Source organism: Aeromonas sp. S13(2024) (genome assembly GCF_041402405.1).
GTDB lineage: Bacteria > Pseudomonadota > Gammaproteobacteria > Enterobacterales > Aeromonadaceae > Aeromonas > Aeromonas veronii.
This window is the reverse complement of record NZ_JBGLRA010000004.1, coordinates 143,061-157,286: the sequence shown is the minus strand read 5'-3', so window position 1 is coordinate 157,286 and position 14,226 is coordinate 143,061. Positions and strand designations below refer to the sequence as shown.

14 protein-coding genes are annotated in these 14,226 nt (G+C 57.3%); all 14 read left to right on the top strand.

Annotated elements, in window-relative coordinates; genetic code table 11:
- The first annotated feature begins 16 nt into the window (after window positions 1-16).
- The 14 genes from rpsB (at window position 17) to lpxB (ending at window position 14,129) form a co-directional block, all read left to right on the top strand.
- The gene (gene rpsB, locus ACB042_RS08250; RefSeq protein WP_005303470.1) at window positions 17-745 is read left to right on the top strand and encodes a 30S ribosomal protein S2; all 729 of its coding nucleotides are present in this window, start codon (window positions 17-19) and stop codon (window positions 743-745) included.
- A gap of 104 nt (window positions 746-849) precedes the next feature.
- A complete protein-coding gene (gene tsf, locus ACB042_RS08245) occupies window positions 850-1,731 on the top strand; it encodes a translation elongation factor Ts (protein ID WP_005338578.1) in 882 nt (293 codons plus the stop codon).
- Window positions 1,732-1,802: 71 nt separating this feature from the next.
- Complete coding sequence (gene pyrH, locus ACB042_RS08240; protein WP_005338577.1) at window positions 1,803-2,537, top strand: UMP kinase; 735 nt, start codon at window positions 1,803-1,805, stop codon at window positions 2,535-2,537.
- A 101-nt stretch (window positions 2,538-2,638) separates the two neighbouring features.
- The gene (gene frr, locus ACB042_RS08235) at window positions 2,639-3,196 is read left to right on the top strand and encodes a ribosome recycling factor (protein WP_005338576.1); all 558 of its coding nucleotides are present in this window, start codon (window positions 2,639-2,641) and stop codon (window positions 3,194-3,196) included.
- Window positions 3,197-3,268: 72 nt separating this feature from the next.
- On the top strand, window positions 3,269-4,045 hold the full coding sequence (gene uppS / locus ACB042_RS08230) for a polyprenyl diphosphate synthase (protein ID WP_005338574.1): 777 nt from the start codon (window positions 3,269-3,271) through the stop codon (window positions 4,043-4,045).
- A 27-nt stretch (window positions 4,046-4,072) separates the two neighbouring features.
- On the top strand, window positions 4,073-4,930 hold the full coding sequence (locus ACB042_RS08225) for a phosphatidate cytidylyltransferase (protein WP_026034918.1): 858 nt from the start codon (window positions 4,073-4,075) through the stop codon (window positions 4,928-4,930).
- Window positions 4,930-6,126 carry a 1-deoxy-D-xylulose-5-phosphate reductoisomerase gene (gene ispC / locus ACB042_RS08220; RefSeq protein WP_005338569.1) on the top strand — a complete coding sequence of 399 codons (1,197 nt, stop codon included), beginning with the start codon at window positions 4,930-4,932 and terminating at the stop codon, window positions 6,124-6,126. The genes ACB042_RS08225 and ispC overlap by 1 nt, the downstream gene beginning before the upstream one ends.
- Complete coding sequence (gene rseP, locus ACB042_RS08215; RefSeq protein ID WP_335832171.1) at window positions 6,126-7,478, top strand: sigma E protease regulator RseP; 1,353 nt, start codon at window positions 6,126-6,128, stop codon at window positions 7,476-7,478. Before ispC ends, rseP begins: the two co-directional genes overlap by 1 nt.
- 34 nt (window positions 7,479-7,512) lie before the next feature.
- Window positions 7,513-10,029 (top strand): outer membrane protein assembly factor BamA, encoded by a 2,517-nt coding sequence (bamA, locus tag ACB042_RS08210; RefSeq protein WP_371178216.1) that lies wholly within the window; start codon window positions 7,513-7,515, stop codon window positions 10,027-10,029.
- 149 nt (window positions 10,030-10,178) lie between these two features.
- Entirely contained in the window at window positions 10,179-10,691 is a 513-nt protein-coding gene (locus tag ACB042_RS08205; RefSeq protein ID WP_005338563.1) for an OmpH family outer membrane protein, read from the top strand.
- Between the two features lie 3 nt (window positions 10,692-10,694).
- Complete coding sequence (gene lpxD, locus ACB042_RS08200) at window positions 10,695-11,714, top strand: UDP-3-O-(3-hydroxymyristoyl)glucosamine N-acyltransferase (RefSeq protein ID WP_005338561.1); 1,020 nt, start codon at window positions 10,695-10,697, stop codon at window positions 11,712-11,714.
- Between the two features lie 24 nt (window positions 11,715-11,738).
- Window positions 11,739-12,200: a 3-hydroxyacyl-ACP dehydratase FabZ gene (gene fabZ, locus ACB042_RS08195; protein WP_005338559.1), complete on the top strand. Its 462-nt coding sequence runs from the start codon at window positions 11,739-11,741 to the stop codon at window positions 12,198-12,200.
- 5 nt (window positions 12,201-12,205) lie between these two features.
- Window positions 12,206-12,997, top strand: coding sequence for an acyl-ACP--UDP-N-acetylglucosamine O-acyltransferase (gene lpxA, locus ACB042_RS08190; protein WP_005338557.1), 792 nt, complete (start codon window positions 12,206-12,208; stop codon window positions 12,995-12,997).
- Complete coding sequence (lpxB, locus tag ACB042_RS08185) at window positions 12,990-14,129, top strand: lipid-A-disaccharide synthase (RefSeq protein WP_088869957.1); 1,140 nt, start codon at window positions 12,990-12,992, stop codon at window positions 14,127-14,129. The genes lpxA and lpxB overlap by 8 nt, the downstream gene beginning before the upstream one ends.
- The last annotated feature ends 97 nt before the right edge of the window (window positions 14,130-14,226 follow it).

The following is a 14,226-nucleotide window of genomic DNA, read 5'->3' as shown; positions in this document are numbered from 1 at the left end:
AATACAGAGGTATAAAATGGCTAAAGTTTCTATGCGCGACATGCTGCAAGCCGGCGTTCACTTCGGTCACCAGACTCGTTACTGGAACCCGAAAATGAAATCCTACATCTTCGGTGCACGCAGCAAAGTTCACATCATCAACCTGGAAAAAACCGTTCCGATGTTTGACGATGCCATGAACTTCATCAGCTCCGTAGCTGCCAAGAAAGGCAAGGTACTGTTCGTTGGTACCAAGCGTGCCGCGTCTGAAGCCGTAAAAGAAGCCGCTGAGCGTTGCGACCAGTTCTATGTAAACCACCGCTGGCTGGGCGGTATGCTGACCAACTGGAAAACCGTTCGTCAGTCTATCAAGCGCCTGAAAGATCTGGAAACCCAGAGCCAGGACGGTACCTTCGACAAGCTGACCAAGAAAGAGGCGCTGATGCGTACTCGCGAAATGGAAAAGCTGGAGAAGAGCCTGGGTGGTATCAAGAACATGGGCGGCCTGCCTGACGTTCTGTTCGTTGTCGATGCCGACCACGAGCATATCGCTATCAAAGAAGCCAATAACCTGGGTATCCCGGTAGTTTCCATCGTTGATACCAACTCCAACCCGGACGGCGTTGACTATGTCATCCCGGGTAACGACGACGCTATCCGTGCCGTACAGCTGTACCTGAATGCTGCTGCTGACACCGTACTGGAAGCTCGCGCTCAGGACATCGTTGTTCAAGCCGAACAAGATGGCTTCGTTGAAGCTGAGTAATTGATAAGGACTGTAAAGCCCTTATTAACCAAGCTGATGTAATTGGTTAGCAGGGGCCCTTGTGGCCCCTGTTTCTTGTCAATTCAAGACCGAGGATACTGGACATGGCTAACGTTACTGCCGCCCTGGTAAAAGAACTGCGCGAGCGCACTGCCGCTGGCATGATGGATTGCAAAAAAGCACTGGAAGAAGCTGCTGGTGATATCGAGCTGGCAATTGAGAACATGCGCAAATCCGGTCAGGCCAAAGCCGCCAAGAAAGCTGGCCGTATCGCCGCTGAAGGCGTTATCTTTGCTCGCACCGAAGGCAACGTTGCCGTCATGATCGAGCTGAACAGCGAAACCGACTTCGTCGCCAAAGATGCCAGCTTCATGGCAATGGGCCAGAAGATCGCTGACATCGCTGCGACCCAGAAAATTGCTGACGTTGACGCGCTGAAAGCCGCTGACTTCGGTAACGGCGAATCCGTCGAGCTGACCATCACCAACCTGATCGCCAAGATCGGTGAGAACATGAACCTGCGTCGCGTGATGCTGGTTGAAGGTGACAACCTGGGTACCTACGTTCACGGTTCCCGCATTGGTGTTATCACCAAGCTGACCGGTGGTTCTGCCGAGCTGGCCAAAGATCTGGCCATGCACGTTGCTGCCAACAGCCCGCAATTCGTCAAGCCTGAAGACGTGTCTGCTGAAGTCGTTGCCAAAGAGCGCGAAATCCAGATCGACATCGCCATCAACTCCGGCAAGCCGAAAGAGATCGCCGAGAAGATGGTTGAAGGCCGCATGAAGAAGTTCACCGGTGAGGTTTCCCTGACTGGTCAACCGTTCGTGAAAGATCCTTCCATGACCGTTGCCGAGCTGCTGAAGAAAGAAGGCGCTGACGTTGTCTCCTTCACCCGTTTCGAAGTGGGCGAAGGCATCGAGAAGCAAGAGACCGATTTCGCTGCTGAAGTTGCAGCCCAAATCGCGGCCGCTCAAAAGGCCTAATCGAACCGGTTTTTCCGTTTCCCCAGACCGCGACTTATGTCGCGGTCTTTATATGACCAGGAATCAGTGACATGAGTACCAATCCCAAACCTGCATACAGACGTGTTCTTCTGAAGTTGAGTGGTGAAGCCTTGCAAGGATCCGAGGGTTTCGGCATTGATCCGGCGGTGCTGGAGCGGATGGCCCAAGAGATCAAAGAACTGGTTGAGTTGGGTGTTCAGGTCGGTCTGGTCATCGGTGGCGGCAACCTGTTCCGTGGTGCCGGTCTTGCCAAAGCGGGCATGAACCGCGTGGTGGGCGACCACATGGGTATGCTGGCAACCGTGATGAACGGTCTGGCCATGCGTGATGCCCTGCATCGTGCTTATGTGAATGCCCGTCTGATGTCTGCCATCTCCCTGCAAGGCGTCTGCGACTCCTACAGCTGGGCCGAGGCAATCAGCCAGCTGCGTGCTGGCAAAGTCGTTATCTTCTCTGCCGGTACCGGCAACCCCTTCTTCACTACCGATTCTGCGGCTTGCCTGCGCGGGATCGAGATCGAAGCTGACGTGGTGCTCAAAGCCACCAAGGTTGATGGTGTATACAACGAAGATCCGGTCAAGAATCCGGATGCCGTGCTGTATCATGAACTGAGTTATGATGAAGTTCTTGAAAAAGAGCTCAAGGTGATGGATCTTGCTGCCTTTACCCTGGCACGTGACCATGATCTGCCGATCCGCGTGTTCAACATGAACAAACCGGGTGCCCTGCGCCGGGTTGTCATGGGTGAACCGGAAGGCACTCTGATCCACCACGTTGGTAAATAAGATAAAAGTGAGCCACCTGGCGCTCTTATCCTATCCATCACGTCAGTAAATAAGATAGACACGGGCCGTGTAGCGGCTCGTTCGCCAAAAGGAAAACCACTGTGATCAACGAGATTAAAAACGACGCCAAGGACCGTATGGGCAAGAGCGTAGAAGCGCTCAAGACTCAAATGTCCAAGATCCGTACCGGCCGCGCTCACCCGAGCCTGCTCGACGGCATCCAGGTTGAGTATTACGGTGCTGCCACTCCGCTGAAACAGTTGGCCAACGTCGTGGCAGAAGATGCTCGCACCCTCTCCATCTCCATTTTTGACCGCTCCATGATCCAGGCGGTAGAGAAGGCGATCCTGACCTCCGATCTGGGCCTGAACCCGTCCAGCAATGGCCAGACCCTGCGTGTGCCGCTGCCGCCGCTGACCGAAGAGCGTCGTCGTGACCTGACCAAGATCGTCCGTGCCGAAGCGGAAAACGCTCGTGTTGCCGTGCGCAACATCCGTCGTGACGCCAACGCTGATCTGAAAGCGCTGCTGAAGGACAAAGAGATCTCCGAAGACGACGACCGTCGCGCCCAGGAAGAGATCCAGAAACTGACCGACTCCTACATCAAGCTGGTCGATGAGGCCCTTGCCGTAAAGGAGAAGGAGCTAATGGAAATCTAACCGTCTGAAAGGTATATTACGAGCGCCGTGTAGTGCCCCTGCACGGCGCTTTTGTCTTTGTGGGAGAATTACATGTCGCTTTTGGCTGCGTTGGGTGATTGTGCCAACTCGTCTTTACCCCGTCACGTCGCCATCATCATGGATGGTAACGGTCGCTGGGCCCAGAACCGAGGCAAGATGCGGGTTTATGGCCACAAGGCGGGCGTCAAGTCAGTGCGCGAGGCCGTTACCTTTGCTGCGCGTGCCAAGATCGAGGCATTGACCCTGTTTGCATTCTCCAGCGAGAACTGGCGCCGCCCGGAAGGGGAGGTCAGTGCCTTGATGGAACTGTTCATCACAGTGCTGGGTCGTGAGGTGCAGAAACTGCACAACAACGGGATCCGGCTCAAGGTGATTGGCGATACTGCTCGCTTTAGTGAGCGGTTGCAGGCCAAAATCGCCAAGGCGGAAGCCTTGACCGCCAATAACAAGGGGTTGACCCTGAACATTGCGGCCAACTATGGCGGCCAGTGGGATATCGCCCAGGCGGCCCGCAAGCTGGCTAAAGCAGTGGCGGCCGGTGAACTGGCCGCTGACGACATTGATGAATCCATGTTGACCCGCGAGGTTTGCATGGCCGATCTGCCACCCGTGGACCTGTTGATCCGCACCGGTGGCGATCATCGCATCAGCAACTTTGTGTTATGGCAGCTCGCCTATGCCGAGCTCTATTTTACCCCGGTATTGTGGCCCGATTTCAACGAGGCCGAGTTCAGTGAGGCGGTCGCCTCTTTCGTTGCCCGCGAGCGTCGCTTCGGTTGCACGGGTGAACAGATACGGGAATTGATCGCCGAGCAGCAGACCGGCTAAACCCCGCTCCCAAGAGAGAGGTTTCTTTTGCTAAAACAACGAATTATTACTGCTTTGATGTTGATCCCCCTGGTGTTGGGGGCGCTCTTCTTTCTGCCATTGAAATTTTTTGCCCTGTTGGCAGCGCTGGTGTTTTTGTTGGCCAGTCGCGAATGGAGTGGGTTTGTCTCTGCTGCTCCGCAACAATGGTTACCCATCGTATTTTGTCTGTTGCTCGGTGCCAGCCTCTTTTGGCTGCCGGTGGAGCAACTCTGGACGCCCCACCTGCACCCCCTCGTGATGGGCGTGCTCTGGACCGCGGTAAGCTGGTGGTTGCTGGGTCTGCTGCTGGTGCTGCGCTATCCCCAAAGCGCCAAGCTGTGGAAAGAGTCTATCTGGCTCAAGTCGCTGTTTGGTCTGGTGACCCTGGTTCCCTTCTTCTGGTCGCTGGTCGCCATCCGTGGTTACAACTTTTACCATGACCCCATGATGGGCGCTTGGATCCTGTTATTCGTGATGGGACTGGTCTGGGCGGCAGATTCTGGCGCGTATTTTTTCGGCAAGGCGTTCGGTAAGCACAAGCTGGCACCGGCTGTGAGTCCGGGCAAAACCATCGAAGGGATGTGTGGCGGCCTCTTTACCGCCAGCCTGCTGGCCATCGGCGTTACCTGGTCGATGGGATTTGTTCCTGCCAAGATGATCACCGTGCTGTTTTGCTCTCTGCTGGCGGTGCTTGCCTCCGTACTCGGCGATCTGACCGAGAGCATGTTCAAGCGCGAAGCAGGCATCAAGGATTCCGGCACTCTGCTGCCTGGTCATGGCGGCATTCTCGACCGGATCGACAGCCTGACCGCCGCCCTGCCGGTGTTTCTGCTCAGTTATCTGCTACTCAGTCAGGAGTTTTGATGCACAAGTCACTGGTTATTCTGGGAGCCTCCGGCTCCATCGGTCAGAGTACCTTGAAAGTGCTGCGCCATAACCCGGGCAGTTGGCAAGTATTGGCGTTGACCGCCGCCCGCAACGTGGATGCCATGTTGCGGGACTGCCTCGAATTCTCCCCCCGTTTTGCCGTGATGGTCGATGAGGATGCCGCCCGTGAACTGGCTGCCCGTCTGAAAGCGCACGGCAGTGCGACCCGGGTCATGTCTGGTGCCGCAGCCCTTTGCGAGGTTGCCGCTCACCCCGACGCCCATAGCGTGATGGCCGCCATTGTGGGGGCGGCCGGACTGGCCCCGACCATGGCCGCGGTACGTGCCGGCAAGCGTATTTTGCTGGCCAACAAGGAGGCGCTGGTGATGTCCGGTGCTTTCTTCATGGAGGCCGTTCGCGAGCATGGTGCCGAGCTGCTGCCCATCGACAGCGAACACAACGCCATCTTCCAGTGTCTGCCGACCGCCGTGCAGCGCCAGCCCGGTTTTTGCGATCTGGCGGCGGCGGGGATCAGCAAGATTTTGCTGACCGGTTCTGGCGGTCCGTTCCGTTACACCGAAATCAGCGAGCTGGCCAAGGTGACGCCGGCGCAGGCCATCGCTCATCCCAACTGGTCGATGGGGGCCAAGATTTCGGTCGACTCCGCCACCATGATCAACAAGGGGCTGGAGTACATCGAGGCGCGCTGGCTGTTCAATGCGGCGCCCGAGCAGATCCAGGTGGTGATCCACCCGCAGTCGGTGATCCACTCCATGGTGCAGTACAAGGATGGCTCCGTGCTGGCTCAGCTTGGCAATCCGGATATGTGTACCCCCATCGCCCATGCGCTGGCTTATCCCAATCGCATCCCCTCCAGTGTGGAACCTTTGGATTTCTTCAGTGTCGGAGAGTTCAGCTTTATCCGGCCTGATTACGATCGTTACCCCTGTCTGGCGCTGGCCATCAATGCCTGCCAGAAGGGACAAGCGGCGACTACTGCGCTTAATGCAGCCAACGAGGAGGCGGTTGCCGCCTTCCTGGCCGGGCGCATCGGTTTTATGGATATTGCCCGGATCAACGAGGCAGTGATGCTGGCGCTGGAGAGCAGCGCCGTCGGCTCGCTCGATGATCTGTTTGCCCTGGACGGTGCGGCAAGAGCCCGTGCTCACACTTTGATTGAGGAGCTTGGCTGATGGGCGGTGTGTTGTGGAATATCGGTGCCTTTGTTGTTGCGCTGGGCCTGCTGGTCGCAGTGCACGAGTTTGGTCACTTCTGGGTGGCCCGTCGTTGTGGCGTCAAGGTTGAGCGCTTCTCCATCGGTTTTGGCAAGGCGATCTGGCGCAGGATGGGTAAAGATGGCACCGAATATGTGCTGGCGCTGATCCCCCTCGGTGGCTACGTCAAGATGCTCGATGGCCGGGTCGATGAGCTCAAACTCGGTGACGAGCAGTATGCCTTCAACCACAAGAGTGTCTGGGCGCGAATGGCGATTGTCGCCGCGGGTCCCATGGCCAACTTTGTCTTTGCCCTGTTTGCCCTCTGGCTGATGTTTATCATCGGGGTGCCGAGCGTCAAGCCGGTGATCGGTGAAGTGCGTCCGGCATCCATCGTGGCCGAGGCGGGTGTGCTGCCGGGGATGGAGATTGTCGGGGTCGGCGATGAGCAGACCGGTGACTGGGAGAGCGTCACTTACGCCCTTATCAGCCATCTGGGTGATGATGCAGTCACCCTGAAAGTGCAGGCACCCAATACCAGCTATGCCACCGATAAAACCTTGTCGCTGACCGGCTGGACTTTTGATCCGGATAAAGAGTCGCCCATCGGCAGCTTGGGGATCGTCCCCCTGAGTGGCAAAGTGCTGCCAGTCGTGGCTGCCGTGGTGGCCAAGAGTGCCAGTGAAAAGGCGGGGCTGCAGGTCGGTGACCGTATCAAACAGGTCGGCGATCAGCCTATTACCGCGTGGGCCCAGTTTGTCGAACTGGTGCAGCAGGCTCCGGGCGAACCCCTGCAAGTGGTGGTTGAGCGCAACAACAGTGACCTCAACCTGACCCTGATCCCTGATAGCCGCAAGGTGCAGGGCAAGCTGGTAGGATTCGTCGGTCTATCGCCGCAACTGGTTCCATTACCGGATGAATATCGAATTCTGTTACAGTATGGGCCTTTGCAGGCGCTGTGGCATGGCGCGGACAAGACCTGGAGCCTGATCACGCTCACCTTTGACATGATTGGCAAGCTGGTCGCTGGCATCGTGTCGCTGGACAACCTGAGCGGCCCCATCTCCATTGCCAAGGGCGCCGGCAGCAGTGCCGACTATGGTCTGGTCTATTTCTTGAGTTTTCTGGCGCTGATCAGCGTCAACCTGGGAATTATCAATCTGTTCCCCCTGCCGGTGCTCGATGGTGGCCATCTGGTCTATTTCCTGATCGAAGCGGTCACCGGCAAGCCGGTATCAGAGAAAATACAGGAAGTGGGTTTCAGGATCGGCGCCGCCATTCTGATGTTATTGATGGGCATTGCGCTGTTTAACGATTTCGCTCGCCTCTGAGGCCAGAGCATCAACAAGGACACATAAGAACAAAATGGCTGTTAAAAAAGCATTGGTGTTGAGTTGCCTGCTGGGTGCCAGTTTCCTGGCCCAGGCGGCCCCTGCCTCTTTTGTGGTGCAAGATATCCAGGTCGAAGGTCTGCAACGGGTGACCCTGGGTGCCGCACTGTTGAACCTGCCGATCCGGGTCGGTGATACCGTCGACTCCGTGGCTCTGGCCAGCGCCATCAAAAAGCTCTATGCCTCGGGTAACTTCGAGGATGTGAAGGTTTACCGTGACGGTCAAGTGCTGCAGGTGATGGTCAAGGAGCGTCCGACCATCTCCAGTATCGAGTTTGCCGGCAACAAGGATATCAAAGAGGAGCAACTGACCCAGAGTCTGGAGTCCTCCGGTATCCGTGTGGGCGATCCGCTGGATCGCACCGTGCTCACCTCCCTCGAGAAGGGACTGGAAGATTTCTACTATGGCGTGGGTAAATACTCAGCCAAGGTCAAGGCCATCGTCACCCCGTTGCCGCGCAACCGAGTCGACCTCAAGTTCACCTTCGTGGAAGGGGAAGCGGCCAAGATCCAGCAGATCAATATCGTCGGCAACAGCGTCTTCCCTGAAGAGAAGCTGATTGCCCAACTCTCTCTGCGCGACGAAGTGCCCTGGTGGAACTTCACCGCCGACCAACGCTATCAGAAGCAGAAACTGGCCGGTGATATCGAGACCCTGCGCTCCTACTACATGGACCGCGGCTATATCCGCTTCCAGCAGGAGTCTACCCAGGTCTCCATGACCCCCGACAAGAAGGGCGTCTACGTCACCCTCAACATCAAGGAAGGGGATCAGTACAAGGTCTCCGGCGTCCAGCTCAAGGGTGACCTGATCGATCGCGGTGGCGAGATGAAGGGATTGATCCCGATTGCTGCTGGCAGCACCTACTCCGCCAGTCAGGTGACTCATACCGAAGAGGTGCTCTCCAAGTTCCTCGGTCGTTACGGTTATGCCTATCCGAAAGTAGTCACCTTCCCGCAGATCAATGACAAGACCAAGGAAGTGGAGCTGATCGTCAACGTTGAACCGGGCCCCCGTGTCTATGTGCGCAATATCAACTTCAGCGGTAACGCCACCACCGAAGATCAGGTACTGCGTCGCGAGATGCGCCAGATGGAGGGCACCTGGCTCTCCTCCGACAACATCGAGCAGTCCAAGAGTCGTCTCAACCGCCTTGGCTACTTCGAGAGCGTCGAAGTGGACACCAAGCGGGTGCCGGGTAACGATGACCTGGTTGACCTCGACTTCAAGGTCAAGGAGCAGCCAGCAGGCTCCATCAACGCCGGTATCGGTTACGGTACCGAATCGGGTCTGAGCCTGCAGGCGGGGATCTCCCAGGACAACTTTATGGGTACCGGTAAAAAGGTCTCCATCAACGCCAGCACCAACGACTACTCCAAGAACGTTGACCTGAGCTACAACGACCCCTACTTCACCGTGGATGGTGTCAGCCTGGGTGGTCGGGTCTACTACAACCAGTTCCGCGCCGATGATGCCGATATCGTTGATTACGAGAACGAAACCATCGGTTTCCGTCTCTCCAGCGGCTTCCCGGTCAACGAGTTCAACCGTCTCGACTTCAGTACCGGTATTGAAAGCTCCAAGCTGAGCCGTCCTACCTTTAATGAATCCAAGTTCAATGAGTGTATCGCCGACAACAAACCATCAGCAGACAATACCTACTGCTACGACCTTTGGAACGACAACCGTCAATCGGTACAGATGGATCAGTTTTGGGATCTCTATGCAAAAGGTGAGGATAGCGTTGAGTTCGTAACTGTCGATCTTACTGCTGGTTGGACTCGTTCTACCCTGAACAAGGGGATGTTCCCGACCGCTGGTGACCGTCAGCGTGTCAACGGCAAAATCACTATTCCTGGCATGGATCTGCAGTATTACAAACTCTCCGCCGAAGATGCCCACTACTTCCCGCTCGATGCGGATCACAGTTGGGTGATGATCGGCAAGGGACGAGTCTCCTATGGGAACGGCTATGGCGATAGCAGCATGCTGCCGTTCTTCGAAAACTACTATGCCGGTGGTTTCGATACGGTACGTGGCTTCAAGAGCAATACTATTGGTCCCAAGGCTATCTATAAGCAGTACAAGAACAATAACTCCAGTGCTCCGACTGAGACTGGGTATTACGAAGGTTCCGATACCTCGGTGGGCGGCAATGCGCTTGCTGTGGCTTCTTTCGAACTGGTCTTCCCGACCCCGTTCGTTTCCGAGACCTATCGTCCGCAGATCCGTTCTACCGCCTTTATCGATGCCGGAACTGTCTGGAGCACCGATTTCGCCAATGGTGCCTACCCTTGTGCCGCTGGGGCAGATTGCAACTACTTGAGCCAGGACTACTCCAGCCCGGGCAATATCCGGGTCTCTGCCGGTGTCTCCCTGCAGTGGCTCTCGCCGATGGGCCCGCTGGTGTTTGCCTTGGCCAAGCCGATCAAGAAATATGAAGGGGATCGCACCGAAGTCTTCTCCTTCAACATCGGTCGTACTTTCTAAGCAGAGTTTCACCCCCACCCATGCGGTGGGGGTCTTCAATGATGGGACGCGCGGTATGCGTGCCTCACCAGGTAACAAGACGGTCCTAACGCCGCTTGCATAATCGGGTAAATCAGGTAGCCCTCGCCATGAGGGAACAAGGAGTAAGTGTGAATAAAGCGTTGAAAGTAGCTGGTTTGAGCTTTGCACTGATGGCTGCCGGCATGGGTTCTGCCTTCGCTGAGACCAAGATCGCCGTGGTGGATATGGGCGAAGTCTTCCAAAAGCTGCCCCAGCGTGAAGCCGTTGCAGCCAAGCTGAAAGGTGAATTCGAGCCGCGTATGCGTGAGCTGCAGAAGCTGGAACAGGAAGGCCAGAAGCTGGTCGAGAAGTTCCGCAAGGATGAAGCCTTCATGAGCGCCGAGCAGAAGAAGCAGAACCAGGAGAAGCTGGCCAAGCTGCAGATGGAGTTCAACCAGAAGCGTCAAGCCTTTGAGCAGGACAACGGTCGCCGTCAGTCCGAAGAGCGCAACAAGATCCTGACCAAGGTGCAGGCTGCCATCGATTCCATCGCCAAGAGCAATGGTTACGATCTGGTGCTGGAGCGCAATGCCGCCCCGTATGCCGCCAGCAAGCTGGACATCTCCGGCCAGGTTATTTCTCAGGTAAGCAAGAGCAACTAATTGATGGCATTCACTCTCGCACAGCTGGCCCAGCAACTGGGGGCCCAGGTCCATGGCGACGGAACCCTGGAAATCCGCAAGGTAGCGACACTGGAAAAGGCCGGGGAGGGGGATATCACCTTCCTGTCCAACAAGAAGTACCGGCACTATCTGGAGCAGAGCAAGGCGACCGCCGTGCTCATTACCGAAGCGGATCTGCCATTTTGTCCCACCAATGCCCTGGTGCTCAAAGACCCCTATGTGGGCTTTGCCCGGGTAGCCCAACTGCTGGACACCACCCCGCAGCCGGCCACGGATATCCATCCGAGCGCCGTTATCGCGGCTGACGTGCAACTGGGCGAGAGAGTGGCCATCGGCGCCAATGCAGTGATCGAATCCGGCGTCGTGCTGGGTGACGATGTACGCATTGGCCCGGGCTGTTTTGTTGGCAAAAATACCCGGCTGGGAGCCCGCTCCCGGCTGTGGGCCAACGTCACCCTCTATCACAATGTGACCATGGGTACCGACTGTCTGGTTCAATCCGGCACAGTGATCGGGGCCGATGGTTTCGGTTACGCCAACGAGCGTGGCGAGTGGATCAAGATCCCCCAGCTCGGCGGTGTGACCATTGGCAACCGGGTCGAGATCGGTGCCTGTACCACCATTGACCGTGGTGCGCTGGAAGATACCCGCATCGCTGACAACGTCATCATCGACAACCAGTGCCAGATCGCCCACAACGTGGAGATCGGTTACGGCACCGCCGTGGCGGGCTCCACCGTGATGGCAGGTAGTCTCAAGGTCGGCAAATACTGTATCATTGGCGGCGCTTCCGTCTTTAACGGGCATATGGAGATCTGCGACCAGGCCACCGTTACCGGTATGGCCATGGTGATGCGACCCATTACCGAGCCCGGTGTCTACTCTTCCGGCATCCCTCTGCAAACCAATAAAGAGTGGCGCAAGACCGCCGCCCGGGTGATGCGTATCGAAGAGATGCACAAGCGGTTAAGCAAGCTTGAGAAGAAGCTGGATCAAGAATAATCACGATTGGTATAGGGTACTGTTTTGACTACTGAAAAGAAGAGCCTGGGTATCCAGGAAATCATGGATCTGCTGCCCCACCGTTATCCGTTTCTGATGGTGGATCGTGTAGACGACTACGAGATCAGCGATGAGCGCAAAACCCTGCGCGCCATCAAGAACGTCTCGTTCAACGAGCCGATCTTCCAGGGGCACTTCCCGGCCAAGCCGGTGTTCCCGGGCGTACTGATCCTGGAAGCGATGGCACAGGCCACCGGTATCCTGGCCTTTACCATGGTGGGCAAGCCGTCTCCCAACGAACTCTACTATTTTGCCTCAATCGACAACGCTCGTTTCAAGCGCCCAGTCGGCCCCGGTGATCAACTGGTGCTGGACGTGGAGTTCCTGAAAGAGCGTCGCGGTATTGCCAAGTTCACCGGTGTCGCCACCGTCGACGGTGAAGTGGTCTGTACCGCCGAGCTGATGTGCGCCAAACGCGAGGTTTAACACACGTGATCGACCAGACTGCCATCATTCACGATACTGCCATCGTCCATGAGTCTGCCGTGATCGGTAAAGGGGTTGAAATCGGCCCCTTTTCTGTCATCGGCGCCGAGGTGGAAATCGGTGACAACACCTGGGTAGGTTCCCATGTGGTGATCAAGGGCCCTACCAAGATTGGTCGCGGCAACAAGATCTTCCAGCACACCTCCATCGGTGAGGATTGCCAGGATAAGAAGTACGCCGGTGAGCGCACCTTCCTCGAGATCGGCGACAACAACGTCATTCGCGAGAACTGCACCTTCCACCGTGGCACCATTCAGGATCAGAGCCTGACCAAGGTGGGCAGCGGTAACCTGTTCATGGTCAACGTTCACGTTGCCCACGACTGCATCATCGGTGACAACTGCATCTTCGCCAACAACGCGACCCTGGCGGGCCACGTGGTGATCGGTGACTTCGTGATCTTCGGTGGTCTCTCCGCCATTCACCAGTTCGGCCGCGTCGGTTCCCACGCCTTCGTCGGTGGCTGCGCAGCCCTGAACAAGGACGTGCCGCCTTACGTGATGGCCGCCGGCAACTACGCCAAACCGTTCGGGGTCAACTCCGAAGGTCTGCGTCGCCGCGGTTTCAGCGCCGAGGCCATCTCTGCCGTCAAGCGTGCCTACAAAGAGATCTTCCGCTCTGGCAAGACCATCGAAGAGGTGCTGCCTGTGCTGATTGAGATGGCGCAAGCCGAACCGGCCGTCCAGCTCTATGTGGACTTCCTCAAAGATAACGAGCGCGGGATCATCCGTGCCTGATCCGGTTCGTATCGGTATCGTCGCCGGAGAGGTCTCCGGTGACATTCTGGCTGCCGGTCTGGTGCGCGAGCTGCAAGCCCGCTACCCGGATGCGCAGTTCGAAGGGATCGCCGGGCCGCGGATGCAGGCCCTCGGCGTCAAGGCCTTGTTCGAGATGGAAGAGCTCTCCGTCATGGGGATCACCGAGGTGCTGGGCCGTCTGCCGCGCATCCTCAAGGTTCGTCGCGAACTGCTGCACCACTTTATTGCCAATCCGCCCGATATCTTCATCGGCGTGGATGCACCGGATTTCAATATCGGAGTGGAGCTGAAACTGCGCCGCGCCGGTATCAAGACGGTTCACTATGTCAGCCCCTCGGTGTGGGCCTGGCGCCAGAACCGCATTCACAAGATCAAGGCCGCTACCGACATGGTGCTCGCCTTCCTGCCGTTCGAGAAAGCTTTCTACGACCGTTTCGAGGCCCCTTGTCGTTTTGTTGGCCACACCATGGCGGATGACATTCCGCTGGTGCCGGATCAGGCTGCCGTGCGTCGCAAGCTGGGTATCGATGCCAACCGCCGCTGGTTGGCGGTACTGCCGGGCAGCCGCACGGCGGAAGTGGGCTTTATGTCCCCTCTGTTTCTCGAAGCGTGCAAACACCTGACGGTGCGCTATCCGGATCTCGGTTTTATCGTGCCGCTGGTCAACCAGAAACGGCGTGAGCAATTCATGGCCATCAAGGCTGAAGTGGCACCGGATCTCGAGATGGTGTTGCTGGAAGGGCAGGGGCGCGAGGCGATGATCGCCGCCGACGTGGTGATGCTGGCCTCCGGCACCGCGGCGCTCGAAGCCATGCTGGTGAAAAAGCCGATGGTGGTGGGCTACAAGCTCAAGCCCTTCAGCTATTGGCTGGCCCAGCGACTGGTAAAGACCGAATTTGTCTCTCTGCCCAACCTGCTCGCCGGTCGCATGCTGGTGCCGGAACTCATCCAGCACGAGTGCACCCCGGAGAATCTGGTGGAAGAGGTGAGCAAGTACTTCGAGCACGACAACAGTGCGCTGGTCAACACCTTCACCGAGCTGCACCAGCTGATCCGCTGCAATGCCGACTCGCAGGCCGCCGATGCGGTGGCGGATCTGCTCGGCAGATAACGCTATTTCGGACCGTCGATTGCGCCGCGCAGCCCGTTAATCCGTTTTCCGAGCGGTGATGCCGCGCCAGTCGACCCCTGTCAGGCCCCACGGGGCC